The organism is Pseudonocardia sp. Ae717_Ps2, from assembly GCF_001932475.1.
GTDB lineage: Bacteria > Actinomycetota > Actinomycetes > Mycobacteriales > Pseudonocardiaceae > Pseudonocardia.
Genome location: NZ_MCIS01000001.1, coordinates 288784 through 315653 on the forward strand (window position 1 = coordinate 288784; position 26870 = coordinate 315653).

Annotated in this window: 25 protein-coding genes; 15 read left to right on the forward strand and 10 right to left on the reverse strand. The window is 74.6% G+C overall.

All coding sequences use genetic code 11. The annotated features are described in order from the left end of the window. Positions 1–35: 35 nt before the first annotated feature. Positions 36–842 carry an SGNH/GDSL hydrolase family protein gene (locus Ae717Ps2_RS01440; RefSeq protein WP_075308556.1) on the forward strand — a complete coding sequence of 269 codons (807 nt, stop codon included), beginning with the start codon at positions 36–38 and terminating at the stop codon, positions 840–842. Positions 843–924: 82 nt separating this feature from the next. On the opposite strand, the gene bla is transcribed toward Ae717Ps2_RS01440, so the two are convergent. Beyond that, positions 925–1851 (reverse strand): class A beta-lactamase, encoded by a 927-nt coding sequence (bla, locus tag Ae717Ps2_RS01445; RefSeq protein WP_075308554.1) that lies wholly within the window; start codon positions 1849–1851, stop codon positions 925–927. A gap of 84 nt (positions 1852–1935) precedes the next feature. Between bla and Ae717Ps2_RS01450 the strand changes: the two genes are divergently transcribed. Together Ae717Ps2_RS01450 and Ae717Ps2_RS01455 are read left to right on the forward strand one after the other, a co-directional pair. Further along, entirely contained in the window at positions 1936–2805 is an 870-nt protein-coding gene (locus Ae717Ps2_RS01450) for a LysR family transcriptional regulator (protein ID WP_075308552.1), read from the forward strand. After that, positions 2802–3701 (forward strand): serine hydrolase, encoded by a 900-nt coding sequence (locus Ae717Ps2_RS01455; RefSeq protein WP_075308550.1) that lies wholly within the window; start codon positions 2802–2804, stop codon positions 3699–3701. The genes Ae717Ps2_RS01450 and Ae717Ps2_RS01455 overlap by 4 nt, the downstream gene beginning before the upstream one ends. Positions 3702–3710: 9 nt before the next feature. Here Ae717Ps2_RS01455 and Ae717Ps2_RS01460 read toward each other — a convergent pair whose 3' ends face one another. Then, on the reverse strand, positions 3711–4991 hold the full coding sequence (locus Ae717Ps2_RS01460) for an amidohydrolase (protein ID WP_369804804.1): 1281 nt from the start codon (positions 4989–4991) through the stop codon (positions 3711–3713). Between the two features lie 183 nt (positions 4992–5174). Between Ae717Ps2_RS01460 and Ae717Ps2_RS01465 the strand changes: the two genes are divergently transcribed. From Ae717Ps2_RS01465 to Ae717Ps2_RS01500, 8 genes are all read left to right on the forward strand, one after another. Further along, complete coding sequence (locus Ae717Ps2_RS01465; protein WP_075332917.1) at positions 5175–6368, forward strand: hypothetical protein; 1194 nt, start codon at positions 5175–5177, stop codon at positions 6366–6368. Positions 6369–6417: 49 nt separating this feature from the next. Beyond that, positions 6418–8187 (forward strand): lipopolysaccharide biosynthesis protein, encoded by a 1770-nt coding sequence (locus Ae717Ps2_RS01470; protein WP_075332918.1) that lies wholly within the window; start codon positions 6418–6420, stop codon positions 8185–8187. 126 nt (positions 8188–8313) lie between these two features. After that, on the forward strand, positions 8314–9159 hold the full coding sequence (locus tag Ae717Ps2_RS01475) for a 3-hydroxybutyryl-CoA dehydrogenase (RefSeq protein WP_020626597.1): 846 nt from the start codon (positions 8314–8316) through the stop codon (positions 9157–9159). A gap of 142 nt (positions 9160–9301) precedes the next feature. After that, positions 9302–11461, forward strand: coding sequence for a molybdopterin-dependent oxidoreductase (locus tag Ae717Ps2_RS01480; RefSeq protein WP_075308546.1), 2160 nt, complete (start codon positions 9302–9304; stop codon positions 11459–11461). 84 nt (positions 11462–11545) lie between these two features. Then, positions 11546–11860, forward strand: coding sequence for a ferredoxin (fdxA, locus tag Ae717Ps2_RS01485; RefSeq protein WP_075332919.1), 315 nt, complete (start codon positions 11546–11548; stop codon positions 11858–11860). After that, the gene (locus Ae717Ps2_RS01490) at positions 11857–12831 is read left to right on the forward strand and encodes an NAD(P)/FAD-dependent oxidoreductase (RefSeq protein WP_020622144.1); all 975 of its coding nucleotides are present in this window, start codon (positions 11857–11859) and stop codon (positions 12829–12831) included. The genes fdxA and Ae717Ps2_RS01490 overlap by 4 nt, the downstream gene beginning before the upstream one ends. After that, a complete protein-coding gene (locus Ae717Ps2_RS01495) occupies positions 12828–13283 on the forward strand; it encodes a CBS domain-containing protein (RefSeq protein WP_020622145.1) in 456 nt (151 codons plus the stop codon). Before Ae717Ps2_RS01490 ends, Ae717Ps2_RS01495 begins: the two co-directional genes overlap by 4 nt. Positions 13284–13305: 22 nt before the next feature. After that, positions 13306–14241 (forward strand): helix-turn-helix domain-containing protein, encoded by a 936-nt coding sequence (locus Ae717Ps2_RS01500; protein ID WP_075308544.1) that lies wholly within the window; start codon positions 13306–13308, stop codon positions 14239–14241. 38 nt (positions 14242–14279) lie between these two features. Here the strand turns inward: Ae717Ps2_RS01500 and Ae717Ps2_RS01505 are convergent, their stop codons facing one another. Then, on the reverse strand, positions 14280–15089 hold the full coding sequence (locus Ae717Ps2_RS01505; protein ID WP_075332920.1) for an alpha/beta fold hydrolase: 810 nt from the start codon (positions 15087–15089) through the stop codon (positions 14280–14282). A 70-nt stretch (positions 15090–15159) separates the two neighbouring features. Next, positions 15160–16632, reverse strand: coding sequence for an NAD(P)/FAD-dependent oxidoreductase (locus Ae717Ps2_RS01510; RefSeq protein WP_020622148.1), 1473 nt, complete (start codon positions 16630–16632; stop codon positions 15160–15162). 139 nt (positions 16633–16771) lie between these two features. Between Ae717Ps2_RS01510 and Ae717Ps2_RS01515 the strand changes: the two genes are divergently transcribed. Next, entirely contained in the window at positions 16772–18493 is a 1722-nt protein-coding gene (locus Ae717Ps2_RS01515; protein ID WP_075332921.1) for a sigma-54-dependent Fis family transcriptional regulator, read from the forward strand. Between the two features lie 13 nt (positions 18494–18506). On the opposite strand, the gene Ae717Ps2_RS01520 is transcribed toward Ae717Ps2_RS01515, so the two are convergent. Next, on the reverse strand, positions 18507–19397 hold the full coding sequence (locus tag Ae717Ps2_RS01520; RefSeq protein WP_075332922.1) for an alpha/beta fold hydrolase: 891 nt from the start codon (positions 19395–19397) through the stop codon (positions 18507–18509). Between the two features lie 38 nt (positions 19398–19435). On the opposite strand from Ae717Ps2_RS01520, the gene Ae717Ps2_RS01525 reads away from it, so the two are divergent. Continuing rightward, a complete protein-coding gene (locus tag Ae717Ps2_RS01525) occupies positions 19436–19804 on the forward strand; it encodes a hypothetical protein (RefSeq protein ID WP_075308540.1) in 369 nt (122 codons plus the stop codon). 47 nt (positions 19805–19851) lie between these two features. On the opposite strand, the gene Ae717Ps2_RS01530 is transcribed toward Ae717Ps2_RS01525, so the two are convergent. Beyond that, complete coding sequence (locus tag Ae717Ps2_RS01530) at positions 19852–20925, reverse strand: tartrate dehydrogenase (protein ID WP_020623246.1); 1074 nt, start codon at positions 20923–20925, stop codon at positions 19852–19854. Positions 20926–21029: 104 nt separating this feature from the next. On the opposite strand from Ae717Ps2_RS01530, the gene Ae717Ps2_RS01535 reads away from it, so the two are divergent. Further along, positions 21030–21974, forward strand: a complete 945-nt coding sequence (locus Ae717Ps2_RS01535; protein ID WP_075308539.1) for a LysR family transcriptional regulator — start codon at positions 21030–21032, stop codon at positions 21972–21974. On the opposite strand, the gene Ae717Ps2_RS01540 is transcribed toward Ae717Ps2_RS01535, so the two are convergent. Together Ae717Ps2_RS01540 and Ae717Ps2_RS01545 are read right to left on the reverse strand one after the other, a co-directional pair. After that, positions 21925–22635: a TIGR02206 family membrane protein gene (locus tag Ae717Ps2_RS01540; RefSeq protein ID WP_075332923.1), complete on the reverse strand. Its 711-nt coding sequence runs from the start codon at positions 22633–22635 to the stop codon at positions 21925–21927. The genes Ae717Ps2_RS01535 and Ae717Ps2_RS01540 overlap by 50 nt on opposite strands. Positions 22636–22689: 54 nt before the next feature. Further along, positions 22690–23658, reverse strand: coding sequence for a DUF808 domain-containing protein (locus Ae717Ps2_RS01545; RefSeq protein ID WP_020623244.1), 969 nt, complete (start codon positions 23656–23658; stop codon positions 22690–22692). 134 nt (positions 23659–23792) lie between these two features. On the opposite strand from Ae717Ps2_RS01545, the gene Ae717Ps2_RS01550 reads away from it, so the two are divergent. After that, on the forward strand, positions 23793–25109 hold the full coding sequence (locus tag Ae717Ps2_RS01550; RefSeq protein ID WP_075332924.1) for a cytochrome P450: 1317 nt from the start codon (positions 23793–23795) through the stop codon (positions 25107–25109). Here Ae717Ps2_RS01550 and Ae717Ps2_RS01555 read toward each other — a convergent pair. Next, on the reverse strand, positions 25074–25892 hold the full coding sequence (locus Ae717Ps2_RS01555) for an ABC transporter permease (protein WP_075332925.1): 819 nt from the start codon (positions 25890–25892) through the stop codon (positions 25074–25076). The genes Ae717Ps2_RS01550 and Ae717Ps2_RS01555 overlap by 36 nt on opposite strands. Then, positions 25889–26836: an ABC transporter ATP-binding protein gene (locus tag Ae717Ps2_RS01560; RefSeq protein WP_020623241.1), complete on the reverse strand. Its 948-nt coding sequence runs from the start codon at positions 26834–26836 to the stop codon at positions 25889–25891. Before Ae717Ps2_RS01560 ends, Ae717Ps2_RS01555 begins: the two co-directional genes overlap by 4 nt. Between the last annotated feature and the right edge of the window lie 34 nt (positions 26837–26870).

Sequence of the window (26870 nt, forward strand, 5' to 3'; positions counted from 1 at the left end):
GGACCCGGTGGACCGGGCCCGGAGAGGGAGGCGACGTGGACGAGGACCTGATGGGCCGGCTGATCCGGTTCGCCGACCTGACCGCCTGGCCGGCGTTCGCGGCGCTCGGGGTGCAGGAGGAGTCGATCGACCGGTTGCTCGCGACGACCGCGGGCCTGGACCCGTCGGCCGTCGCCGGGGTGCGTGCCGGGCTCGCTGCACGGGTCCGGTCCGCGGCGCGGGCACTGCGGAACGAGCCGCCGGTCGCCGACGGGCTGCACCGGATGGGGCTGCGTCCGGGCGAGCGGGTCGTGGTCGTCGGGGACTCCCTGTCCGCCGACCGGCTGAGCTGGGCACGATTGCTCGCCGAGCTGGTCCCGATGGTCGAACCGGAGACGACGGTCGAGGTGCTCGCGCTGTCCGGCCGGACCAGCTCCGAGGCGCTCGCGCTCGGCCCGGTCCTGGTCTCCCGGGTACCGACCCGGGTGCTGGTCATGCTGGGCACGAACGACATCCGCCGGGAGGGCACGACCACCGGGATCCGGATGGTGTCGATCAGCGAGACGGCACGGAACCTGCGGGCGCTGCGCCTGCTGCTGGAGACCGAGAGCGGCGCCCGGGTGCGGTTCGTCGTCCCGCCGCCGGTCGACCCCCGTCGGGTGGCCGCCACCCGCGAGCTCACCGGCGAGTGGTGGGACCCGGCCGACGTCCCCGGACTCGTCGCGACGGTCCTGGAGGTCGACCCGGATGCGGTCGACCTGTCCGGGATGCCGGTGCGGCCCGACTTCTGGGAGGACGACGGCCTGCACCCCAGCCCGATCGGCCAGGTCGCGATCCTGCGGGCGGTGCTCGCCCGGATCTGACCGGCGCGCCCGGCCGCGGTGCCGCCCTGGCCCCGACCCCGGCCGGACCTCGGTGTCCGGCCGGGTCGGGTGCGCCGTCGGATCAGCCGCGCAGCGCGGCGACGGCGGCGCGGGCCGCGGCGGCGACGGCGGCCTCCCCGCGCGGCTTGTCGGCCGGGTCGGCCGGGACGGTGAACACCGTCAGGACCAGCGGTGCGCCGTCCGGCGGGTAGAGCACCCCGGAGTCGTTGCGTTCCCCGAGCGGTCCGGAGCCGGTCTTGTCGCCCACGACCCAGCCCGCCGGGACCGCCGCGCGGATCTGCCGGTCGCCGGTGGTGTTCGCGCGCAGCCAGCCGGCCAGCCGGTCGCGCTGCGGGGCCGGGAGCGCGTCGCCGAGGACCAGGGCGCGCAGCGTGGATGCCAGCGCGGCCGGGGTCGAGGTGTCACGCTCGCCGTCGCGGTCGTTCAGCGCGGTCTCCGCGCGGTCGGAGCGGGTGACGGTGTCGCCGGTGGTGCGGAGCCAGGCGGTCAGCTCGGCGGGGGAGCCGACCTCGCGCAGCAGCAGGTTGTGGGCGGTGTTGTCCGAGACGGTGACGGCGGCCTCGCACAGCTGGGCCACCGTCATCCCGGTCGCGAGGTTCCGAGTGGTGACGGGCGCGTACTCCAGCAGGTCCGCGCGTCCGTAGCGGACCGGGCGGGCGAGCAGGCCGGGGTCGGACAGCGAGCGGTGCAGCGTGAACCCGGCCATGAGCGCCTTGGTCACCGAGCACATCAGGAAGCGGTCGCCGTCGCGGTGTCCGGCGCTGCGGCCGGTGCCGGTGTCGAGCACGTGCACCCCGATCGTGCGGGCGTAGGTGCGCTCGACGTCGGCCATCGCGGGGATCGGCGCGGTCCCGGTGTCCGGGACCGGCGGAGCGGCTGCGGGAGGAACGGGTGCGGGCGGTGCACAACCGGTCAGCGCGGTGCCGCCGAGTGCGGTGCCGCCGAGTGCTGCGCCGGCGAGGAGCAGGGAGCGACGGGAGATCGTCATGGGCGCACCGTGGCCGATCCGCGGCGATAGCGCGAATACAATCGAGCTGCGCGTGTGATACCCGTTCGATATGAGGCGAGGCCGGTGGACCTGCTACGGCACCTGAGCTTCTTCGTCGCCGTCGCCGAGGAACGGCACTTCGGCCGCGCGGCCGCCCGGCTCGGCATGGCGCAGCCGCCGCTGTCGCAGGGACTGCGCCGGCTCGAGATCCGGCTCGGGGTGGTGCTGTTCGACCGCGGACCCGGTGGCGTCGCGCCGACGGCGGCCGGGCGCGACCTGCTGCCCCGCGCCCGTGCGCTGCTGGAGGACTCCGATGCGCTCGTCCTGGCCGCCGTCCGACACGCCGAGGCCGCCCGGGTGCTGCGGCTCGGGGCCGTCGCCGACCTCGGGCCGGCCGCGACCGCACGGCTGGCGGCCCGCGCGGCGGCGGTGACCGGGTTGCGGGTCGCGCCCACCGTCGCCACCACGGTGGCCCTGGTCGACGCGGTGTCGGACGGGACGCTCGACGTCGCCGTCGTCGCGCACCCGGCGGTGCTGGAGTCCGCGCGCGCCGGTCCGGTCGTGGCGTTGCCGACCACGCTGCTGCTGCCCGCCGGGCACCCGGCCGCCGCGGGGCCCGGGCCGGTCGTGCTGCGGACGCTGCGCGGCCTGGAGCTCGCGACCACACCGCGGGCGCACGCCCCGGCCGCCCACGACCTGCTGCTCGACACCCTCGACGTCCGTGGCTGCCCGGTCACCGCGGCCGGGGCCGCGTCGCCGTCGGAGGCGCTCGCGCTGGTCGCGACGGGTGCCGCGTTCGCGCTCACCCCCGATCCCGGCCTGGGTGCCGAGGGCGTCGCTCGCCGGTCGACGGCGGGGGAGCCGGTGCCGTTCCGGGTCCGGGTGGTGCACCGCACCGAGACACCGGAGGGCGTCGTCGACGCGCTCGTCGCCGCGTTGCGGGAGCCCGGGTGAGCCCCGCCGACGAGGTCCGCGCGGTGTTCCGCGACGCCGGGGTGCGCGGCTGGCTGCACGCCCGCCCGGTCTCCGGGGACGGCCCGCACCACTCCGCCCGCGACGTCGACGCCGGTGCCCACGCCCCTGTCGTGATGGCCTCGGTCTACAAGCTGTTCGTGCTGGTCGCCTACTGCCGGGAGGTCGACGCGGGCACGGTCGACCCGCGGGAGCCTGTCGTCGTCCCGGTGCCGCGCACGCCAGGGCTCACCGGCATCTCCGCCCTCGCCGACCCGGTGACGATGAGCTGGCGGGACCTGGTCACGTCGATGGTGACGGCCTCGGACAACGCCGCGGCCGACGTCGTGCACAGCCGGGTCGGCCGGGACCGGGTCGCCGCGCTGCCCGCCGAGCTGGGCCTGTCCGGGACCCGCATCCGCGGCGGCACCGACGACGTGTTCGCCGACCTGCTCGCCGACACCGGCACCGACGACGTCGCCGCGGCCTTCGGGGTGCTCGCCGACAACGACGTCCCGGTCGAGGTCCGCGCGCTCAGCCCGGTCTACGGGTCGGCGACCACCGCCGCGGACGTCACCGCGCTGCTCGCGCTGCTGTGGCGGGGCGAGCTCGCGTCCGAGGCGTCGACGGCGTTCGCCCGCCTGCTGCTCGGGGCCCAGATCTGGCCGCACCGGTTGCGTGCCGGGTTCCCCGCACCGACGCAGGTGGCGGGCAAGACGGGCACGGTCGGCGCGGTGCGCAACGACGTCGGGGTGGTGACCTACCCGGGCGAGCACCCGGTCGCCGTCGCCGTGTTCACCCACTCCGCCCGCAGCGACACCACCGTGCCGCGCGCGGACGCCGCGATCGGCGCCGCCGCGCGGGTCGCGGTGCACGCGCTGCGGGCCCCCGCGCTCTGAGCCGCCGCCTCAGTTCACCGGCAGCCACTCCCGCGCCGCCGCGACCAGCGCCGCGACCCCGACCGACAACGTCGGCTCGATCACCGGCGCGTAGCGGGGGGAGTGGTTCGACGGCAGCGATGCGCTCCGCTCCCGGATCTCCGCGACGCCGGCCGCGCCCTCGAACGCGCCCGGGTCGGCCCCGCCGAGCAGCCAGAACACGCACGGGACCCCGGCGGCGACGGCGAACCGCCCGACGTCCTCGCTCCCGGTCACCGGCCCCGGGTCGACGACCGGGAGCGGGGTGACGGTGGCCAGCGCGGCCCGGGTGCGTTCCGCCGCGTCGGCGTCGTTGACCACCGGCGGGAACGACTCCAGCAGCCGGACCTCGGGGTCCCTCGGTGCCCCGGAGGCCGCGGCCTCGCCGCGCACGGTCCGCTCGATCCCGGCGAGCACCCGCCCGCGCACCGACGGGGTGTACGAGCGCACGGTCAGCCCCAGCTCGGCGGAGTCGGGGATGACGTTATCCTTGGTGCCCGCCCGCAGCATCCCGACGCTGAGCACCGCGGTCTCGGTCGCGGCGATCTCGCGCGGGACGACGGTGTGCAGCCGCAGCGTCGTCGCGGCGGCGAGCAGCACCGGGTCGACGGTGGTCTCCGGGCGCGCCCCGTGCCCGCCCACGCCGTGCAGGGTGATCCGCAGGCTGTCGCTGCCCGCGAAGGCCGGCCCGGCGGCGACGGCGAGGAGCCCGGCGGGCAGCGGCGCGACGTGCTGGCCGAGCACGACGTCGGGTGTGCCGAACCGGTCGTAGAGGCCGTCGTCGAGCATCGCGTCGGCCCCGGCGCCGAACTCCTCGGCGGGCTGGAACACCACGAGCAGCGTGCCCCGCCAGGTGTCGCGGGCCGCGGCGAGCTCGGCGGCGGCACCGACCAGACAGGTCACGTGCATGTCGTGCCCGCAGGCGTGCGCGACGGCGGTCTCCTCACCGTCGCGGCCGACGGCGCGGACGGTGCTGGCGTAGTCGAGGCCGGTGTCCTCGGCGACGGGCAGTGCGTCCATGTCGGCGCGCAGCAGCGCGGTGGGGCCGTCGCCGTTGCGCAGCACGCCGACGACGCCGGTCCGCCCCACGCCCTCGGTCACCTCGTAGCCGCACCGGCGCAGCCGTTCCGCGGCGATCCCCGCGGTGCGGGTCTCGGCGAAGGAGAGCTCGGGATGGCGGTGGAGGTCGCGGTACAGGTCGGCGAGGTCGTCGAGGTTGGCGAGGTCGTCGTCGAGGTCGTCGAGGCCGGCGCCGGGGTGACTGTCGCTCACACCCGGCGAACGTAGTCCGGAACCCGTTCGAGCGACACGGGCGGCGCAGTGGAGTGATGGCGACACCCTCACCCGATGTGGTGAAACCGCCATCCCGGGGACAACCGGATGACCGGTCGGGTTAACGGTTTGTTCAAGTTCGCCCTAGGATCAGCCCATGACGCAACCGGCTGGAGCGCCTCGATGACCCTGGAACAGGTCCGTCCGACCGGTCCGGACACCGGTGACCGGTGGCGCGGCCTGGCCGTGTTCGTGGTCCGCTCCGCGGCCGCTCCGCTGCTCGACGAGGCCGTCGCGGGGGTGGCCCGCGGGCTGGAGATCCTCGACGTCGTCGTCCTCGACGACCAGCAGGTCACCCGGGTCCGGGGCCAGGTGCCCGCACCGCCCGCCCGGCCGGTCCCGGCCGGCGCGCCGTACGCGCTCGTGGTCGCCTGCGACGTGGTCGCCCCGGTCGGCACCTCCGGGGTGCGGGCCACCCAGGACCGGGTCGCCGCCGTCCTCGACTACACCGAGAAGCGGGTGCTGCGCCGCGTCCCGCCGCGCGAGCACTACCTGCCGGTGCAGGCGTCGTCGTCGCCGGAGCACGCCCTCGCCCTGCTCGACGCGCTCGGGGACCCGGGGATCCTGCACCGCATCGCCGGCCCGGTCGCCGATCTCGGCCGCCGGTGCGCGATGCCCTTCCCGGTCGTGCGGATGCTCGGCGGCACCTCGCCCGGGTTCCGCGCCCGTGTCGCACTGGTCCGCCACCCGGTGCACGGGCCGTCGGTGTGCAAGGTGTTCCGTCCCGGGGCGCGCGAGGCGTTCGAGCGCGAGCTGCGTGCCCGCCTCGAGCTCGGTGACCTCCCGGAGGTCCCGGAGCTGCTCGAGCGCGGGGAGAACTGGCTGCTCACCCCGTTCTACGGCGACACCGGCCGGCACGTCGTGCGCCGGCTGCCGGGCGAGCTCGCACAGCTGCGCCCGGAGGTCGTGCGGACGCTGCTGCGGTTCTGCCGCGACCTGCACGAGCGCGGCCGTTTCGTGCTCGACCTGTCCCCGCACAACCTGGTGTGGGACGAGCGCGCCGGGCTGAAGGTCCTCGACCTGGAGTTCGTCCTCGACTACCCGGGCGAGCCGCCGTCGTGGTCGGACTGCTGGAGCCTGCGCGGCGTGCCCGCGGAGTACCGCGCGTCGGTGGAGGGACTGCCCGACCTGGTGCTGACCCGCGGCGTCGGGAACTCGGTGTTCCATCCGGCGATCTCCGGGATGAACCGCGCCCGGCTGCTCGCCGAGCCCCCTCGCGGCGACGCCGCGCACAGCGGGGCCACCCAGCTCGCCTGGTACAGCGCGCTCGGTACCGTCGGCCGGTTGCATCCCGCACTCCGCGGGAAGCGGCACTGACGGCGCGCCCTCCGACGCGCCGACCCGCCCCGACGACCGGAGGACCCGCGTGACCGGACCCGGCGGCGACCTGCCCGACGACCCGACCCGGCCCCTGCGGCCCGTCCCGGCCGACCCACCGCCCCCGGGCGGTCCGCCGTCGTCGCCGGACCGGGCGACGGGCGGACCCTCGCTCACGACGCGGACCGCGCGCGGCTTCGCCTGGGCGTTCACCGGCACCGTCGGCCAGGCGGTCCTGCAGATCGGCGCCACCGTCGCGCTCGCCCGGCTGCTGACCCCGGACGAGTTCGGTGCCGCCGCGGCCGCGCTGCTCGTCGTCGGGCTGACCCAGCTCGGCGTCGCCGCGTCGCTGGTGCACCGCGAACGTCTCGACGACCGCGACGTGACGGCCGCGTTCTGGTTCTCGGTGCTGGTCGCCGCGGTGTTCGCGGCCGTGCTCGCGGCCGGCTCTCCAGTGCTCAGCCCGCTCGTCGGGCTGCCCGCCGACTCCGGGCTGCTGCCGCTGCTGTCGGTGGCGCTGTTGTTCGCAGGTGCCGCCGCGACGCCGCTCGGGCTGCTGCAACGCGACCTGCGGTTCCGCTCGATGGCCACCGTCGACCTCGTCGCGGCCGGGCCGGCGCTGATCGGGGTGAGCGTGGCGCTGGCCGCGGCCGGGTTCGGTGCCACCGCGCTCGCCTACGGCGAGATCGCCGCCGCCGTCGCCAAGTGCGTCGGCTACCTGGTGCTGACCCGGCCCCGGTTCCGGCCCGAGGGCCCTGCCGCGAGCTGGGCCCGGCTGCGTCCGCTGCTCGGCTACGGCGCCGGTTTCTCCCTCGCCCAGCTCGGCAACTGGTTCGCGCTCAACGCCGACAAGCTCGTCGTCGCCAACGCCCTGGGCACCGGCCCGCTGGGTGTCTACGGCCGTGCCTACAACCTGCTCTCCGAGCCGGCCAACATCATCGGCGGGGCCGCGGACAAGGCGCTGTTCCCGGCGATGGCCCGGGTCCGCGACGACGGCCCCCGGCTGCGCGCCGCCTACGTCCGCAGCGCCAGCCTCGTCGCGCTGGTCACCGTCCCGGCCGCGGTCCTGCTGTGCGTGCTCGCGCCCGAGGTCGTGCACGTGCTGCTCGGCGACCAGTGGGACGCCGTCGTGCCGCTCGTGCAGCTGTTCGCGCTGGTGCTGCTGCCGCGCACCTCCTACAAGATCAGCACCTCGCTGACCCGGGCCACCGGCGCGGTCTACCGGGCGGCCTGGCGGCAGTGGCTCTACGCCGGCTACGTCGTCGTGCTGACCGTGACGGGTGGGCTGCTGTGGGGCCTGGTCGGCGTCGCGGCGGGGGCCTCGCTCGCCATCGTGATCCACTTCCTGGTGATGCTGCAGTTCTCCGCACGGGTCTCACCCGGCCTGATGGGCGCGGTCCTGCGGATGTACCTCAAGCACGTCCCGGCGCTGGTGCTGACCGTCGCGGCGACCTGGGGCGTCGCGACGCTGGTCCGCCCGCTCGGGATCGACCTGGTCACGCTCGCCGTCGCCGCCCTGGCCGGCGGGATCGCCACGCTCGGGACGCTGGTCGTGCTGCGCGGACGGTTCGCCGCCGAGCTCGGCGTGGTGCGCAGCCTGCGCGGGGGCGGGGCTCCCCGCGGGCCGCGCCCGGCCGGCTCCGGATCCGGCCCCGTCGTTCCCACAGCCCCCACAGCCCCCGCGGTGCCTGCCGGACCCGCGCTCCCGACCGGGCCCGCCGCTCCCGCGGCCCCGGTGGACGACTCCACCGTGCAGCTGCCCGCCGTCGGCCGCGGTGACGCGCCGCGGACGGTCGGGACGCCCGCCGACCGCCGCTGAGCCGACGCCCCGCGTGCGCCCGGACACGCCCTGCGGGCAGGGTTGTGCACGGTCCGACGACGACGGAGGTCGTCGACCGTCGGTGTCCCGGAGATCCCGGGACGCGTGCGAGGGAACGAGGTGCTCATGGAGCGCGTAGGCGTCGTCGGCTGCGGCCAGATGGGATCCGGGATCGCGGAGGTCGCGGCACGGGCCGGGTACGGCGTGCGGGTCGTGGAGACCTCCGCCGCCGCCGTGGAGGCCGGCCGGGCGCGGCTGGAGTCGTCGCTGGCCCGGGCGGAGAAGCGCGGCCGGATCGACTCGGCGGAGGAGGTCCTGGCCCGCATCGAGGTGATCGAGGGCCTGGACGCGCTGGCCGACCGGGAGCTCGTCGTCGAGGCGATCGCCGAGGACGAGGCCCTCAAGACCGGCGTCTTCCGGGAGCTGGACCGGCTCGTCACCGACACCGGCGCGGTGCTGGCGTCGAACACGTCGTCCATCCCGATCATGAAGCTGGCAGTGGCGACGAAGCGGCCGGAGAAGGTCGTCGGCATCCACTTCTTCAACCCGGTGCCGGTGCTGTCGCTGGTCGAGCTCGTCCCGAGCCTGATGACCGCCGACGACACGCTCGCCGCCGCCCGCACCTTCGTCGAGGAGGGGCTCGGCAAGAAGGCGATCGACTGCCAGGACCGCGCCGGGTTCGTCGTCAACGCGCTGCTGGTGCCGTTCCTGCTGTCGGCGATCCGGATGATGGAGTCCGGCTTCGCCACCGCCGAGGACATCGACGAGGGACTGGTCCGCGGCTGCGCGCACCCGCAGGGCCCGCTCGCGCTGTCCGACCTGATCGGCCTGGACACCGTGCAGGCCGTCGCCGAGTCGATGTACGCGGAGTTCAAGGAGCCGCTGTACGCGCCGCCGCCGCTGCTGGCCCGCATGGTCGACGCCGGGCTGCTCGGCAAGAAGGCCGGGCGCGGCTTCTACACCTACTCCTGAGCCACCTGCTCCACAGCCCCGGACCCGGGGAGCGCGGTTGTGCTCCCCGGGACAACGGGTGTGCTCCCCGGGCCAAGACCGCAGGTCGTCGGACGGCCAGTCTCGTGGGCGACGCCATCCCACCACGAGGCGAGGAGCATCCATGACCGCGACGCACGAGGCCCCGGCGACCACCGTGACGGAGAAGGTGGTCAAGGCCGCCTGTCCGCAGGACTGCCCGGACACCTGCGCGATGCTGGTGACCGTCGACCGCGAGGGGAAGGCCACCTCGGTCGTCGGAGACCCGGACCACCCGTACACCAACGGCGGTCTGTGCGTGAAGGTCAACAACTACCTGGACCGGGTCTACGACCCGGGCCGCGTGCTGTTCCCGATGCGCAGGACCGGACCGAAGGGCAGCGGCCGCTTCGAGCGGATCAGCTGGGACGACGCCGTCACCGAGATCGCGACCCGGTTCCGGGCGATCGCCGACGAGCACGGCCCCGAGGCCATCATGCCGGTGAGCTACCTGGGCACCCAGGGCATCCTCAACGGCCTGAACGTCGGTGACCCGTTCTTCGCCAAGCTGGGTGCCACCGTCGCCGAGCGCACCTACTGCGACTCCGGCTCCTGCACCGCCTACGCCATGACCATCGGCGACACCGCCGGCGTGGACCCGGAGAGCCTCGTGCACTCCAAGTTCATCCTGGTGTGGGCGTGCAACATCATGAGCACCAACCTGCACCTGTGGCCCTACATCGCGAAGGCGAAGAAGAACGGGGCGAAGGTCGTCGTCGTCGACCCGGTCCGCACCCGCACCGCGGCCGCCGCCGACCAGCACATCGCGATCCGCCCCGGCACCGACGGCGCCCTCGCACTGGCCATGGCGAACGTGATCATCGCCGAGGGCCTGACCGACGACGACTACATCGCGAACCACACCGTCGGCTACGACGAGTTCGCCGAGCGCGTGTCCCGCTACACCCCCGAGTGGGCCGAGTCCGAGACCGGCGTGCCCGCCGAGACGATCCGCACGCTGGCCCGCGAGTACGCCGGCGCCCAGCCGTCGGTGATCCGGATCGGCGTCGCCGTCGAGCGGCACGCGGGCGGCGGCCAGACCGTGCGCGCGCTGTCCTGCCTGCCCGGCCTCGTCGGCGCCTGGCGCAAGCCCGGCGGTGGGATCCTGCAGCTGCCGCTGTGGGCGTTCCCGGTCAACTGGGGCGCCTTCATGCACCCGGAGATGCTGACCCCGGGCACCCGCGTCATCAACCAGTACCGGCTCGGTGCCGCGCTGTCCGGTGACCTGCCGGCCGGGCCGCCGATCAAGGGCCTGTTCGTCTACAACTCCAACCCGGTCGTCACCACCCCCGACCAGGACCGGTTGATCGCGGGGCTGCAGCGCGAGGACCTGTTCACGGTGGTGTCGGAGCAGTTCATGACCGACACCGCGGAGTACGCCGACATCGTCCTGCCGGCCACGACGCAGCTCGAGCAGGACGACATCATGTTCTCCTGGGGCCACCTCTACGTGACCTACAACCACCAGTCGATCGAGCCGCTCGGCGAGGCCGTCCCGAACACCGAGATGTTCCGCCGGATCGCGGCCGCGATGGGCTTCGACGACCCGGTCTTCCGCCGCACCGACGCCGAGATGATCGCCGAGGCGTTCGACTGGTCCCACCCGCACATGGAGGGGATCACCGTCGAGTCGCTGAAGGAGCAGGGCTGGCAGCGGCTCAACGTCCCCGCCCCGGACGCCTACGCCCCGCACGCGGAGGGCGGTTTCCCGACGCCGTCGGGCAAGGTCGAGTTCGTCTCCTCCGCCGCGGCGGGCGGCAACTTCGTCGTCCCGCTGTTCCGGCAGGGCTCCAACGACCACCAGCCCGGCGAGCCGGTCGACCCGCTGCCGCACTACATCCCGCCGCGCGAGTCCGCCGCGGCGGACCCGGAGCTGGCGGCGCGCTACCCGCTGAACCTGCTCACGCCCAAGTCGCACGCGTTCGTGAACTCCAGCTTCGGCAGCCACGAGTTCCACCGCCGCGTCGCGAACGAGCACACCCTGATCGTGCACCCGGACGACGCCGCCGCCCGCGGCATCACCGACGGCTCCCCGGTGCGGGTGTTCAACGACCGCGGTGAGTTCACCGTCCTCGCGTCGCTGCAGGACACCGTGTCCCCCGGCGTGGTCGTCAGCCCGATGGGCGGCTGGCGGAAGAACTCCAAGGCGGGTTCCACCCTGGCCGCCGTCAACCCGACGGTGTTCGGCGACCTGGGCAACGCGCCCACGTTCTCCGACACCCTCGTCGAGGTCGAGACCGCCTGAGCCACGCGGCCCGGCCGGAGCCCCCCTCTCCGGCCGGGTCGCCCACCCACCTGCCACCACCGTCCACATCGGAGGAAAGACCCCGTGGCCTACGTCGTCACCGAAGCCTGCATCGACGTGCAGGACCGTGCCTGCATGGAGGAGTGCCCGGTCGATTGCATCTACCCGGGGGAGCGGATGATGTACATCCATCCCGACGAGTGCGTCGACTGCGGCAAGTGCATGCCCGCCTGCCCCAGCGAGGCCATCCACTGGGAGCACAAGATGCCCGCCGAACAGCTCGACTTCGTCGAGGCGAACGCGCTGTTCGTACGCGAGCAGGGCTTCTCCGGCGGTGGCGAGGACGCCGACGCCGCCGACGGCGACCACCCGATCGTCGCTGCGCGGAAGCCCCGGTGAGCGGCGAGCTCAGCGCGGACCTGGTCGTCGTCGGTGCCGGACCGACCGGGCTCTACGCCACCTACTACGCCGGCTTCCGCGGGCTGTCGGTGGTCGTGGTCGACGCCCTGGACCAGCTCGGCGGGCAGATGTCGGTGCTCTACCCGGAGAAGCCGGTCTTCGACGTCGCCGGCTTCCCCCGGGTCCGCGCCCAGGACCTGGTCGACTCCCTGATCGAGCAGGCCGCCCTGGCCGATCCGACCTACCTGCTCGGGCACGACGCCGTCGGGCTGGAGCAGTTCGACGACGGCGTCGCCGTCACCACCGACCGCGGCGTGCGGATCCGGGCGGGCGCGTTGCTGGTCACCGGCGGGATGGGCCGGTTCACGCCGCGCCCGCTGCCCGCGGGCGGCGACTACGTCGGACGCGGGCTGCGCTACGCGGTGCCGCGCCCGGCCGAGCTGACCGGCAGGGACGTGCTGATCGTCGGCGGCGGGGACTCCGCGGTCGACTGGGCGCTGTGCCTGGAGCCGCTGGCCGCGTCGGTCACCCTGGTGCACCGGCGCGACGCCTTCCGCGCGCACGAGCGCAGTGTCACCGAGCTGCGTGCCTCCTCGGTGCGGATCCTGACCCCCTACGAGGTCGCCGACGTCCGCGGCGACGACCGGGTGGCCGAGGTCGACGTCGCCGGCCCGGACGGCGTCGAGACGCTGGAGGTCGACGAGCTCGTGGCCGCGCTCGGCTTCAAGGCCGACCTGGCCGCGCTGTCGAGCTGGGGGATCGGGATGAGCCGGCGCCACATCGCCGTCGACCGGTCCATGCGCACCACGCTGCCGCGGGTGTTCGCGGCCGGGGACATCACCGACTTCGAGGGCAAGGTCCGGCTCATCTCGGTCGGGTTCGGCGAGGCCGCGCTGGCGGTCAACAACCTCGTCCCGCTGGTGCGACCGGACCTGCCGGTCGTGCCCGGCCACTCGAGCGACGCGGCATGAGCGCCCCGGTCGCGGGGCCCGGCGGCGGGTGGTCGCCGGGCACGGTCGGGCGGGCGATGATCGGCTGCCCGAAGACCTGCGGGCGCACCACCACGGTGCACCAGGCACGCGAGGCCCTGCGCGACGGACACGTGCACGCGCTGCTCGTCGTCGACCGGGGGGTGCTGCTCACCGTCGTCGAGCGGGCCGACCTGGAGGGGCGCCCCGCCGCCGCGCCGGTGCGCTGGCTCGGTGGGCTCTCCGGCCGGACCGTCGCCCCGGCCGCCGACGCCGAGTCCGTACGGGGCGCGATGGCCGCGGCCGGCCGGCGGCGCCTGGCCGTCGTCGACGACCGGGGCCGGCTGCTGGGCCTGCTCTGTCTCAAGCGCTCCGGGGCCGGGTTCTGCACGGAGGAAGGGGTTCGGGCGCGCGCCGCGGAACGCGTTCCTCACATCGGAGCTACACGATCGTGACGTGCGCGTGCGATGCTCGGGTATGGCTTTGGTCACGCTCGACACCACCACCGTGGCCGAGACCGACCGGTTGGACTTCTGGCGCTCGACGGTCTGCGACCAGTTCGTGCCCCTCGACGTCAGGCCCTCCACCGGCGGCCTGGTCTCCGGACGAGTGACGGCGGCGTCCGTCGCGGGTACTCACCTGCGGCGGATAGCCTCGGTTCCGCACCGCTTCGACAGGACTGTACGGCAAGTTCGTTCCGCAGACGAGGACTTCCTCCAGATCGCGCTCGCCCGCCGTGGACGCACCCTGGTCGTCCAGGACGGGCGGGAGGCGGTGATCGGCCCCGGCGAGTTCGTGATCTACGACAGCAGCCGGCCGTTCACCTTCGTCACCTCGGACTGCTTCGAGTACCAGGTCTGCCTGCACCCGAAGGGCGCCCTGCCGCTGTCGGCCGCCGAGACCGCCGCCGTCACCGCGATCACCTTCGACGGCCGGCGCGGCATCGGCGCGATGCTCCCGCCGCTGCTGTCGTCGCTGAACCGCGCGATCGGCGACGACGTGCCCGAGGCCGCCCAGGAGGCCGTCGCCCGCACCATCGGGGATGTGTTCGTCGCGCTGGTGCGCAGCACCGTACCGGCGGCCGCCCCGGAGAACCTGCACGTCACCCGGGCCCGCGGGTTCATCCGCGAGCACATCGCCGACCGGGACCTCGACCCCGCCGGGGTGGCGGCCGCCTGTGCGATCTCGGTCAGCTACCTGCACAAGCTGTTCGCCGAGGAGGGGACCACGGTGGCCGGGGCGATCCGGGAGGAAAGGCTCCAGGGCGCCTGGGCCGACCTGCGCCGCCCCGAGCTCGCGCACGTCGGGGTCGGCGCGATCGGCGCCCGATGGGGCATGCCGGACCCGGCGGCGTTCAGCCGGGCCTTCCGGACCCGGTTCGGGCGGTCCCCGAAGGCGCACCGCGAGTCCTGAGGGCAGGCCGGGCGGGGAGGCCCGCCCGGCCGCTCCGCTCAGATCCGCTGTTCGCCGAGGAACCCGGTGACCAGCTTCGTCAGGTCCTCGGGCCGCTCCAGGTGCATGCAGTGGCTGGACCCCGGCCCGGTCACCAGCTCGAAGCGGGCGCCCGGGATGCGCTCGGCCACCGCACGGGACTGCCATGGCGGGGTCAGCAGGTCCTGCTCGCCCACCGCGACCAGCGTCGGTGCCGTGATCGCGTCCAGCCGGTCGAGGGTGTCGTGGCCGAGGTCGGCGGCCCACTGCTCGACGGTCACCTGCATCTGTGCTTCGTCCTGCGGGAACGCCGGCAGCAGGGCCTCCAGCAGCGCGCCCACGTTCGGGTCGTCGAGTGCCTGCGGGGAGAACGCGAGCCCCGACGCGGTCAGCGCGGACTCCATGTCGCGGTGCACGTAGGGCAGGCGCAGCGCGCTCAGCACCGCGCGCTGGAAGCCGTCGGTGCGGCCCCAGGTGCCGTAGAGGACCTGCGCGGCGACCTGCCCGGGGCGGGTCAGCGCGATCTCCTGCGCGACGGCCGAGCCCAGCGACCAGCCGAGCAGGTGCGCGCGCGGGATCTCCAGGGCGTCGAGCAGCGCGGAGGTATCGGCGGCCATCGACCCGACCGTGATCGGCCCGGACCCGCGGTCGCTGCCGCCCAGCCCCCGGTTGTCGAAGGTGATGACCCGGTGGGTCTGGGCCAGCCGGTGCGCGAGTTCGCCCCAGAGCGGGATCGCGCCGGACGTCCCCATGATCATGAGCAGCGGGTCGCCGTCGCCTGCGGTCTCGTAGTGCAGCTCGACGCCGGTGGACACGGTGATGCGGGGCACGGTGGGTCTCCTCGGGGGTGTGCGGTCGGGTCGGCGGTGCTCAGGGGTGCTCGGCGGTGCTCAGCGGTGCTCAGCGGTACTGGAGGCCGTCGTCGAGGTCGGCCTTCGGCAGCTCGACCCGGTCGACGTCGTGCTCGTGCATGTGGGTCCACGGTTCGCGGTCGCCCTGGCCGAACATCCGGTGCGCGGACCGCCCGATGTAGCCGGGGTTGAAGTTCTCCTCCGAGACCCACGGCAGGCGCGGCATGTCGGCGTCCTGTGGTGCGACGGTGGGGACGACGACCTGGTGGCCGCGCTCGTCCATGCGCGCGAGGATGCGGCCGATCAGGTCGTTGACCAGGTCGATCCGCAGCGTCCAGCTGTGCCGGAAGTAGCCGAAGGCGTAGGCCATGTTCGGGATGCCCTCGATCATCAGCCCGCGCCAGGTGACATGGCGGGTGAAGTCGACCGGCTCGCCGTCGACGGTGAAGGGGATGTCGCCGAACACGGCCAGGTCGAACCCGGTCGCGGTGACGACGACGTCGGCCTCGATGACCTCCCCGGAGTCCAGCTCGACGCCCTTCTCGGTGAACCGGGCGATGGTGTCGGTGACGACCGACGCCTTCCCCTCGCGCATCGCGGCGAAGAAGTCGCCGTCGGGTACGAACGCGATGCGCTGCTGCCAGGGGCGGTAGCGGGGGACGAAGTGCTTCTCGATGTCGGTGCCCTCGGGGAGCAGTGGCCGGATCGACTCGATCAGGAACTCGTGCAGCGCGTCCGGGTCGTCGCGGCCGGTGGTGGCCAGCCAGTCGAGCTGCTGGACGTAGGTGCGGCGCAGGATCTCGTGGGTCCACTCGGCGGGCAGGTCGAGGGGCTCCAGCATCGTCGCGAGGTCGTGCACGGTCGGCGCGGGGAACCAGTACGACGGCGAGCGCTGCAGCATCGTCACGTGCTCGGCGGTCGCCGCCGTCGCCGGGACGACCGTCGCCGCGGTGGCGCCGGACCCGATGACCAGCACCTTCTTGCCCGTGACGTCGAGGTCCGACGGCCAGGACTGCGGGTGCACGACGGTCCCCGCGTACTGCTCGAGGCCGGGCCACTGCGGGGTGTAGGGCTCGTCGTGGTTGTAGTAGCCCTGGCACATCCACAGGAACGACGCGGTCATCGACAGGGTCTCGCCGGTGTCGGTGCGCGTCACCTCCGCGGTCCACCGGTTCTCCGCCGACGACCAGCTCAGCGCGGTGACGCGGTGGTGGTACCGGATGTGCCCGGCCAGGTCGTCCTCATCGATGACCTCGTCGAGGTAGGCCAGGATCTCTGCGCCCGCAGCGATCGACGGCCCCGTCCACGGCTTGTGCCGGTAGCCGTAGGTGAACAGGTCGCTGTCGGAGCGGGCCCCGGGGAAGCGGTGGGTCCACCAGGTCCCACCGGGGGCGTCCTGGGCCTCCAGCAGCACGAAGCTCCGGTCCGGGAACTCCTCGCGGAGCCGGTGGGCGGCGCCGATGCCGGACACCCCGGCCCCGACGATCAGGACGTCGACGTGCTCGCTGGTCGTGGCGGCCATGGGTCCTCCGGGTGCAGGTGTGACGGCGGTCTCTCGACGCTAGGGCGGCCGGCCCGGTCCCCGGGTGTCCGAACTTCGGACACCGGGGGGTGTTGACCGGTGCCGCATCATGTGATGACGAGCACAGAGAGGTGCGTCGATGGGGGATCTGCTCGCACGCCGTCGCGAGCTCGTGTCCGCGCGGGCCGAGCTGCTCGACCGGCCCGACGCCGCACCGCCCGGCGTGCCCGGTCACGTCGTCGCGTCCTGGCGGCGCAGCATCGCGGGTGGGGTGGACCCCGCGACGATCGCGAACCGCTTCCACCCCGACCTCGACACCGGTTCCCGGCTGGTCCGGTGCGCGCGCCCGGTCATGGAGCAGCTGGCCGAGCAGGTCGCCGGGATCGGGGTGTGCGTCGCGCTCACCGACGACCGTGCCCGGCTGCTGGTGCGCCTCGACACCGACGCGGTGATCGCGCGGTCCGCGGACGTCAACGCGTTCGCCGCGGGCTTCGGCTACGCCGAGGGCGCGGTCGGGACCAACGGGGTCGGGACCGTGCTGGAGTCCGGCCGGCCGGTGCACATCGTCGGCGCCGAGCACTTCGTCGAGCAGCTGCACGACTACGCCTGCGCCGGCGCCCCCGTTCGTGACCCGGCGACCGGGCGGGTCGAGGCGGTGCTGGACCTGTCCTGCCGCGCGGAGTACTCCTCGCCGCTGCTGCTGTCGCTGGTGCGCTCCGCGGCCGCCCGCATCTCCGACGCCCTGCTGCACGACCGCGACCCCGCCCAGCAGGCCCTGTTCGACGCCTACGCCCGCACCGAGTCCCGCACCCGGCGGGCGGTGCTCGCCGTCGGGCGCCGCACGGTGCTGGCGAACACCGCGATGCAGACGTTGCTCGACGCGGACGACCACGCCGCGCTCACCGACCACGCCAGGTTCCTGCTGCTGCGCGGCCCCGGCGTCGACGACCGGGTGGAGCTGCCGTCGGGGACCCGGGCGCGGCTGCGCGGCGCGGTCGTCCCGGCAGGCGGGTCGGTCGCCGGCCTGGTGGCGGTGGTGACGCTGCTGCGCGAGCCCGACGGCGGCGACCCCACCGGACCGGTCCCGGTGACCCCCCGGCCCGCCGCCGACGGGGCGAGCCCGGCCTGGCGGACGGCGCGGGCCGCCGTCGTCGCGGCGCTGGGGGCGGGGGCGCCGCTGCTGGTCACCGGCGAGCCCGGCTCCGGGCGGGCGCGGCTGGTCACCGACTCCTGGCCCGGCCCGGTCGTCGAGGTCGGGCCGGACGACGACGGCGCCGACCTCGACGACCGCGTCGGGCGGGCCGGGGAGCGGGTGCTGGTGCTGCTGCGCGACCTCGACCGGCGCGACGCCGGTGTGCCGCCCGCCGTCGCGCGCGGGGACCTGCCGATCGCCGGCACCCGCGCGGACGCCGCCGTCCCCGATCCCGTCCGGGACGCCGTGCTGGCCCGGTTCCGGGTGTCGGTGCCGGTCCCGCCGCTGCGCGGCCGCCCCGGTGACCTCCCCGGTCTGGTCGCCGCGCTGCTCGCCGAGCTCGCGCCCGGCCGCGACGTGCGGCTGTCCGCCGGGGCGCTGCGGACGGTGAGCAGGCACCCGTGGCCGGGGAACGTGACCGAGCTGCACGACGCGCTGACCGTCGCCCTCGGCCGGCGGCCGGTGGGTGTGGTCGAGGCGACCGACCTGCCCGAGTCCTGCCAGAGCGCGCCGTCCGCGACGCTGCGGGCGGTGGACCGGGCCGAGCGGGACGCGATCGTCGCCGCGCTGCGGGACACCGACGGGAACCGGGCCGCGGCGGCCGCGGTGCTGGGCGTGGCCCGGTCGACGCTCTACCGGAAGATCGCGCAGTACCGGATCACGGACTGACCCCCCGCACCGGTCACCGGGTCAGGAACGCCGCCAGCTCGCGCGCCACCTCCTCCGGCCGCTCCTCGGGGAGGTAGTGGTCGGCGTCCAGGGCCGTCCCACGCACGTCCGTGGCGTAGCCGGCCCACACCGCGGGCACGTCGTAGGACCGCCCGACGAAGGAGTGCGCGCCCCACAGGGCCAACAGCGGTGCGGTGACCCGGCGGCCCGCGTCGGCCTCGTCGTCGACGCGGTCGATCCCGGCCGCGGCCCGGTAGTCGGCGCACGACGCGGCGATCGCGGCCGGGTCGGCGAAGCAGCGGACGTACTCGGCGACGGCACGCTCGTCGAACGGGGTGCCGCCGTGGTGGCGCGACCGCACCCGGGCGGTGACCCAGAACTCCGGGTCGCCCGCGATGAGGCGCTCCGGGATCCCGGCCGGGGCGGTCAGGAAGAACCAGTGCCAGTAGCCGAGCCCGAAGGTGGCGTCGGCGGTGTCGAACGCGTGCCGGGTCGGGACGATGTCGAGCACCGCCAGCGCCGACACCGCGTCCGGCGCGTCCAGGGCCAGCCGGTGCGCGACCCGTCCGCCGCGGTCGTGCCCGGCGACGGCGAACCGGTCGAACCCGAGCACCCGCATGACGGCGAGCTGGTCGGCGGCCATGGCGCGCTTGGCGTAGGCGGCGTCGCCAGGGCCCGGGGCGGGTTTGGCGCTGTCGCCGTAGCCGCGCAGATCGGTCGCGACGACGGTGAACCGGTCGGCGAGCAGCGGGGCGACCCGGTGCCAGATCGCGTGGGTCTGCGGGTAGCCGTGCAGGAGCAGCAGCGGAGGTCCGGCACCGCCGACGACGGTGTGCACCGCGGTCCCCGCGGCGTCGACCGTGCGGGCGGTGAACGGGGCGGGCAGCAGGGTTCGTGGGCTCATCGCGCCGGACCTCCGTGGACTGGGGTAGGACGGATCCCGTGCCGACCGACCCCGTGCGACCCGACGCCGCGCTGCCGGACACCGTCCTGCTCTGGGACGCCGACGAGGTCGCCGACCCGCCCCAGGAGCCCTGCTGCCTGGCCGGGACCGCGCCGGGCGACCGGGCCGTGGTCTACCGGACCGGGCCGGGCGGCGGCGTGACGGCGCTGTTCGCGTTCACCGGTCCCGCCGAGCCGCACCCCGGCGGACGGCACGCGGCGGGCGTCGTCGTGCCGGTCGGACGGCCGGTACCGCGGGCCGAGCTGCTGGCCGACCCGGTGCTCGCGCCGGTGTTCCGGCACCTGCGCGGCCGTCGCAGGCTGCCGCCCGACGCGGCCCGTCGCCTGGTCGCACTCCTCGCAAGCTGAGCCGCGCCGCCCGGTCGCCGGGGCGCGCAGGCCAGGGCCCGACGGGCTCATCCCCGCACGACCGCGGCGATCGCCGCACCCAGCTCGGCGGTCGTCGCGGTGCCGCCCAGGTCCGGGGTGACGGTCGCGCCGCCCCGCCCGACGACGTCCTCGACCGCGGCCAGCACGGCCGCCGCGGCCTCGTGCTCGCCGAGGTGCTCCAGCATCATCGACCCGCACCAGATCTGGCCGACCGGGTTCGCGACGCCCTTCCCGGCGATGTCCGGTGCCGACCCGTGCACGGGTTCGAACAGGCTCGGGAACTCCCGCTCCGGGTTGATGTTCGCGCTCGGCGCGATGCCGATCGTGCCGGTGCAGGCCGGGCCGAGGTCGGACAGGATGTCGCCGAACAGGTTGCTGGCCACGACGACGTCGAAGCGTTCCGGGCTCATCACGAACCGCGCCGCGAGGATGTCGATGTGGGCGGAGTCGACATCGACGTCGGGGTACTGCGCCGCCATCGCGGCCACCCGCTCGTCCCAGTACGGCATGGTGATCGCGATGCCGTTGGACTTGGTCGCCGAGGTGAGGTGCCGGTTCGGGTGGCGGCGCGCGAGCTCGAAGGCGTAGCGCAGGATCCGGTCGACCCCGATACGGGTCATCACGGTCTCCTGGATCACCACCTCCCGGTCGGTGCCGGAGAACATCCGCCCGCCCACCGAGGAGTACTCGCCCTCGGTGTTCTCCCGGACGATCAGCATGTCGATGTCGCCGGGTGCGCGGTCGGCCAGCGGCGCGGCGACGCCCGGCAGCAGCCGGGCCGGGCGCAGGTTGACGTACTGGTCGAAGCGGCGCCGGAACTGCAGCAGGCTGCCCCACAGCGACACGTGGTCGGGCACCACCTCCGGCCACCCGACGGCACCGAAGAACAGCGCGTCGAAACCGGACAGCTGCTCGAACCAGTCCTCGGGCAGCATCGTGCCGTGCTCGAGCCAGTGGTCGGCGCTCGCGAAGCCGAACTCGGTGAACTCCAGCCCGATCCCGAACCGCTCCGCGGCCGCGGTCAGCACCCGGACGCCCTCCGGGACGACCTCCTTGCCGATCCCGTCCCCGGGGATGACGGCGATGCGGTGCGCGGTCATGTCATGTCCTCCTCGACTCGGTTGCTTCTATCCTGATCGGCGAACCGGATGCGGTGAACCGTCGTCCTGGCCGGACAGTCTTTCCGCAGGGGAAAGGAGCAGGTGTGGAGCTGCCCGAGTTCGACGACCTGAGCTTCTTCGCCGGGGTCGCCGCCGCAGGCACACTGACGGAGGTGGCGCGCCAGTGGGGTGTGTCGGTGTCGGCGGTCAGCAAGCGGCTCGCCCGCCTGGAACGACGTCTGGGCGTCCGCCTGGTCAACCGGTCCACCCGCCGGCTCACCCTGACCGACGAGGGCCGCCGCTATGCCGAGGGCGCCCGCGACGTGCTGGGCCGGATCGACGACCTGGAGGACGAGATCGGCCGTCGTCGCTCGGGACTGCACGGACGGATCGCGGTGCACTCGTCGATGGGGTTCGGCCGGGCGCACGTCGCGCCGCTGCTCGGCACCTTCGAGGCGGCCAACCCGGACCTGCGCATCGATCTGGAGCTGTCGCACCTGCCGGTCGCGGTCGGCGGCTCCGGCTACGACTTCGCGGTGCGCGTCGGACCGCTGCCCGACTCGCGGCTGCACGCCCGGGTGCTGCACCGCAACCGGCGCGTGGTGTGCGCGGCGCCGTCGTACCTGGGCCGCCGCGGCGTCCCGCGCACCCCCGCCGACCTGGGCGGACACGACTGCATCGTGATCCGGGAGAACGACACCGCCTATGCCCATTGGCGCTTCGGGACCGACGCCGACGCCGTCGGGGTCCGCGTGACGGGCGCGATGACCTGCAACGACGGCGAGGTCGCGACGGCGTGGTGCCGGGCCGGGCGTGGGCTGGTGATGCGCTCGCTGTGGCAGGTCGCGCCGCTTCTCGTGTCGGGGGAGCTGGTGCAGGTGCTGGCGGACATCCCGACGCCGTCGGCGGACCTGCTGGCCGTGCACGGGGCGGACCCGCCCCGGCGGGTCCGCGCAGTGCTCGACCACCTCGTCGACGGGCTGGCGCGGCGGCTGCCGGTCAGGCCGGCTCCCGCTCCCGCTCCCGCCGCCGCGTCCACGGCCACGTGATCACCGCCCACCCCACCGCCACCAGCACGAACTCGACCACCAGGTAGATCGGCCACGGCCCCAGCAGGTCCAGCGCGGAGGCGTTGGTCGGCTTGTGGGCGAGGAAGCCGTAGTTGGTTCCCGCGGCCAGGTTGAACGGCAGCACCACCGCCGCCCAGGCGATCGTCGCCGCCAGCGTCACGCCCATCCCGCGCCAGCTCGGCCGCACCCCGGCACCCCAGGTCAGGTACACCGCCGCCCAGGTCACCAGCAGGTGCAGCGCCCAGAAGTGCAGGAACGCCACGTGCGGGAAGTCGGGGGAGTCGGTGGCCGGGGTGAGCAGCGCCTGCGGGGTCAGCGTGAGACCCCAGTAGTACAGCGGGCCGCACGCCCACCAGCGACGCGTCCACAGGGCGACGGCGGCGGTGACCCAGGACAGGTCCGACAGCTGCAGCGGCAGCGAGATGTGGACGTCGAAGGTCTGCGGGGTCAGCAGCCGCAGCTGCAGCGGGACCAGCAGCACGACGACCACCACGGCGAACGCCCGGGAGACGCGCAGCTCGGCCGGGGTGCCGCGCAGTCGACGTCCGAGCACCACCAGCGCGACGCCGCCGAGGACGCCGACGGTCAGCGCGGCCCAGTGGGTCGCGCCGTAGGGCACGAAGACGCCGGTGTCTCCCATCGCCCGATGATGACCGACCCCGCCCGACCCCGCCCGATCGTGGCGGACCGGGGATCAGGCGTCGGCGGTCCCGGCGGCGTCGTCCTTCTTCCTCCGCTTCGGGATCAGGTGCGCCACGGCGACGATCACCGCGCCGACCACGACCCCGAGGATCGCCGAGCCGACGGTGTTGGTGAGCCAGCCCAGGAACCCGCCCAGCACGCCGGTCGCGTCGGCGACGGCCACCTCCAGGTGGTGCACCAGGTCGTAGATCGGGGAGAAGCCCAGCTCGTCCGTCCCGACGAGCAGGATGTGCCCACCGACCCACAGCATCGCCGCGACGCCGACGACCGAGAGCGTCGTCAGCACGATCGGCATGGCCTTCACCAGCCCGCGCCCGAACGACGCGACGGGGCCGGACCCGCGTTCGGCCAGTGCCAGGCCCACGTCGTCCATCTTCACGATGAGCGCGACGGCGCCGTAGACGAGCGCGGTGATCGCGACGGCGACCACGGCCAGGATGATCGCCCGGGCCACGATGCCCTCGGACGCCACCTCGTTCAGCGCGATGACCATGATCTCGGCCGAGAGGATGAAGTCGGTGCGCACGGCGCCGGAGACGACCCGGCGCTCGTTCTCCGCCGGGTCCGCGGCGACCTTCTCGTCGCGCTCCTCGGGGTGCTCGGAGTGCCCGGAGAAGTACTCCCAGAGCTTCTCCGCGCCCTCGTAGGCCAGGTAGCAGCCGCCGACCATCAGGATCGGGGTCAGCAGCCACGGCGCGAACTGGGAGAGGATCAGCGCGACCGGCAGGATGAAGACGATCTTGTTGCGCAGCGAGCCCTTGGCGATCCGCCAGATGATCGACAGCTCGCGCTCGGGCTTGAGGCCCTGGACGTAGCGGGGGGTGACGGCGGCGTCGTCGACGACCACGCCGGCGGCCTTGGCCCCGGCCCGCCCGGCCGCGCCCGCGATGTCGTCCAGCGACGCCGTCGTGAGGCGGGCCAGGGCCGCGATGTCGTCGAGCAGGGCGAAGAGTCCGCTCATCGGGTCACCGTCCGTTGCAGGGCCGAATCCGTGCGCACGCGCGGAGCCTACGGCCCGGAGCGGACGAACGGGACCGAACCCGCACCGATGTCGGGCTTGACCGTGCCGCGACGGCACGGTGTCCACTCGGGCGCATGGACGAGGACACCAGCGCCCCCACCAGCGCCCCCACCACCGCCCCGGCCGTCGACCCGGCCGACCCGGTCGCCGCCTTCTCCGGGCTGCGCGAGGTGGCCGCGGTCGTCGACATCCCGCTGGAGGTGCCCGGCCGACCCACCCAGCAGGGGCTGCTCGTGACCCGGGACGCCGAGGTCCGGGCGCTGCTGACCGACGACCGCTTCCGGCTCGACGCGGCCGCGGTGCCGCAGGCCGAGAACTTCCTGCGCAACGCCCAGACCGGGATCATCGGGCTGCCCGAGGACCTGGAGCTGCTGCGTCGCCCGATGCTGTCCCGGGACGGCGAGGACCACGCGCGGCTGCGCCGGCTCGTCTCCCGGGCGTTCACCGTGCGCCGGGTCGCCGGGCTGCGTCCGCGGGTCGAGGCGATCGTGTCCGGTCTGCTCGACGACATCGCCGCCGCCGGCGCCGACGGCAGCCCGGTCGACCTGGTGGAGACGCTGGCCTACCCGGTGCCGATCACCGTGATCTGCGAGCTCGTCGGGGTGCCCGAGGACGACCGCGACCGCTGGCGGGAGTTCGCCCGGCTGCTGATCCAGCCCGACCCCGGACGGATGCCGGACGTCGCGCGGGGGATGGTCGCCCACGTCCGCGCGCTGATCGAGGCCCGTCGCCGCGAGCCCGCCGACGACCTGCTGTCCGCGCTCGTGACCGTGCACGACGACGACGGCGACCGGCTCTCGGAGCAGGAGCTGCTCGACATGACGGTGAACCTCACCGTCGCCGGGTTCGAGACGACCGCGCACGTCCTGGCCAAGGGCACCCTCGCGCTGCTCAGCCGGCCGGACCGGCTCGACGCCCTGCGCGCCGACCCGCAGCTGTGGCCGACGGCGGTGCACGAGCTGGTCCGCACCTGCGGCCCGGTCCCGGCCGGCGCGCCCCGGTACGCGGCCGAGGACACCGAGATCGCCGGTACCCCGGTCCCGGCGGGGACGGCGGTGCTGCCCGGTCTGCTCTCCGCCAACTTCGACCCCCGCGTCGTCGACCGGCCCGACGAGCTCGACGTCCGCCGTCGCCCCGCCCGCGGCGAGGGGCACCTCGGGTTCGGGCACGGCGCGCACTACTGCCTGGGTGCCGCGCTGGCCCGGCAGGAGGTCGAGGTCGTGCTGTCGGCGCTGGTCACGCGCTTTCCGGGCCTGCGGCTCGCTGAGCCGGCGGACGGCCCGTCGCGGCTGGGTTTCGCGCGGCTGCCCGCTCTGCCCGTCCACGTGGACCGCCCGCCGGCGGAGCGGAGCCCCTCAGCGTGCGGCGCGGTTCTCGTAGAGCCGGCGTGACCACAGCAGGCTCCCGACGGTGATCAGCAGGCACCAGCCGACGGCGAGTGCGGCGTCGGTGCCGAGCCCGGCGCCGCTGCCCGGGCCGGCGCCGAGCAGCCCGCGCAGGGTGTCGATGACCGGGGTGAACGGCTGGTACGCCGCGAACCACCGGAGGGCGGTCGGCATCGACTCCACCGGCACGAACCCGCTGCCCAGGAACGGCAGCAGCATCATGAACATCGGGGTGTTGCTCGCCGTCTCCACACTGTCCGCGGCCAGCCCGAGCGCGACGGTCAGCCAGGTCAGCGCGACGGTGAGCAGCGCCAGCATCCCGGCGACGCCGAGCCAGGCCAGCGGCCCGGCGTCGCTGCGGAACCCCAGCGCCAACGCCACGCCGAGCACGACGACCAGGCCCAGCACGGTCTGCACGAACGCCCCGGCGACGTGCCCGGTGAGCACGCTGGAGCGGGCGATCGCCATCGTCCGGAAGCGGGCGACGACGCCCTCGGTCATGTCGGTGGCGACCCCGATGGCGGTGCCCATCGCGACGCTCGCGACGGTCAGCAGCAGCACGGCCGGGGTGACGTAGGCCAGGTAGTCGTCACGGTCCCCGCCCAGCCCGGCGCCCATCGTGCCGCCCAGGACGTAGACGAACAGCAGCAGGAACACCAGCGGCTGGGCGATCAGCATGATCGTCAGCGAGGGGTAGCGGCGCAGGTGCCGGATGCGGCGGCGCAGCATCGTCGTCGAGTCGGCGAACAGCCGGGGGCGGTCGGCCGGGACGAGGGTCGCGGTGCTCATGCCGCCACCTCCGCGGTGCCCGGGTGCCCGGTGAGGGCGAGGAAGACGTCGTCGAGGTCGGGGGTGTGGGTGGTCAGCCCCTCGGGGTCGACGCCGGCGTGGTCGAGCCGGTCGAGCAGCGCCCGCAGGTCGCGCGGACCGGTGGCGGGCAGCTGCAGCGTCAGCACCGCCGGGTCGGCGACGGCGTCGGGCAGCGCGGCGTGCGCGGCGGCCAGGGCGTCCTCGTCGGCGAGGTGCAGCAGCACGTGCCCGCCGGGCACCCGGGCCTTGAGCTGCGCGGGCGTGCCGCGGGCGACCAGGCGTCCGCCGTCGAGGACGGCGACGGAGTCCGCGAGCTGGTCGGCCTCCTCCAGGTACTGGGTGGTCAGCAGCACGGTGACGCCGCGGCCGACGAGCTCGCGCACCGCGGCCCACAGGTCGCGGCGGCTGCGGGGGTCCAGCCCGGTGGTCGGCTCGTCGAGGAACAGCACGTCCGGGTCCGCGACCAGGGTCATGGCCAGGTCGAGGCGGCGCCGCATCCCGCCGGAGTAGGTGCCGGCGCGGCGGTCGGCGGCGTCGGCGAGGTCGAAGCGCTCCAGCAGCTCCCGGGTGCGGGCGCGGCCGGTGCCGCGGGGCAGGTGGTGCAGGTCGGCCATCAGCCGCAGGTTCTCCGCGCCGGTGAGCAGGCCGTCGACGGCGGAGAACTGGCCGGTCACCCCGATCGCGGCCCGGACGCCGTCGGGGTCGGTCGCCGGGTCCCTCCCGGCGATCCGGATGCGTCCCGAGTCCGGCCGCAGCAGGGTGGACAGGATGCGGACCAGCGTCGTCTTGCCGGCGCCGTTCGGGCCGAGCAGGGCGAGCACGGTCCCGGCGGGGACATCGAGGTCGATGCCGCGGAGCACGGCGTGGCCGCCGTAGGACTTGTGCAGGGCGGCGACGGCGATCGCGGGCGGGGGTGTGGGCACGGTGGTTCCTCTCGTGGACGGGATCGCGGACGGT

Bases quoted from the DNA above. Each gene is read 5' to 3' on its own strand.
- bla (WP_075308554.1), bottom strand. From the start codon at position 1,851: ATGACGATCTCCCGTCGCTCCCTGCTCCTCGCCGGCGCAGCACTCGGC.
- Ae717Ps2_RS01465 (WP_075332917.1), top strand. From the start codon at position 5,175: ATGACCCTGGAACAGGTCCGTCCGACCGGTCCGGACACCGGTGACCGG.
- Ae717Ps2_RS01475 (WP_020626597.1), top strand. From the start codon at position 8,314: ATGGAGCGCGTAGGCGTCGTCGGCTGCGGCCAGATGGGATCCGGGATC.
- Ae717Ps2_RS01480 (WP_075308546.1), top strand. From the start codon at position 9,302: ATGACCGCGACGCACGAGGCCCCGGCGACCACCGTGACGGAGAAGGTG.
- Ae717Ps2_RS01495 (WP_020622145.1), top strand. From the start codon at position 12,828: ATGAGCGCCCCGGTCGCGGGGCCCGGCGGCGGGTGGTCGCCGGGCACG.
- Ae717Ps2_RS01500 (WP_075308544.1), top strand. From the start codon at position 13,306: ATGGCTTTGGTCACGCTCGACACCACCACCGTGGCCGAGACCGACCGG.
- Ae717Ps2_RS01510 (WP_020622148.1), bottom strand. From the start codon at position 16,632: ATGGCCGCCACGACCAGCGAGCACGTCGACGTCCTGATCGTCGGGGCC.
- Ae717Ps2_RS01515 (WP_075332921.1), top strand. From the start codon at position 16,772: ATGGGGGATCTGCTCGCACGCCGTCGCGAGCTCGTGTCCGCGCGGGCC.
- Ae717Ps2_RS01520 (WP_075332922.1), bottom strand. From the start codon at position 19,397: ATGAGCCCACGAACCCTGCTGCCCGCCCCGTTCACCGCCCGCACGGTC.
- Ae717Ps2_RS01530 (WP_020623246.1), bottom strand. From the start codon at position 20,925: ATGACCGCGCACCGCATCGCCGTCATCCCCGGGGACGGGATCGGCAAG.
- Ae717Ps2_RS01540 (WP_075332923.1), bottom strand. From the start codon at position 22,635: ATGGGAGACACCGGCGTCTTCGTGCCCTACGGCGCGACCCACTGGGCC.
- Ae717Ps2_RS01545 (WP_020623244.1), bottom strand. From the start codon at position 23,658: ATGAGCGGACTCTTCGCCCTGCTCGACGACATCGCGGCCCTGGCCCGC.
- Ae717Ps2_RS01550 (WP_075332924.1), top strand. From the start codon at position 23,793: ATGGACGAGGACACCAGCGCCCCCACCAGCGCCCCCACCACCGCCCCG.
- Ae717Ps2_RS01555 (WP_075332925.1), bottom strand. From the start codon at position 25,892: ATGAGCACCGCGACCCTCGTCCCGGCCGACCGCCCCCGGCTGTTCGCC.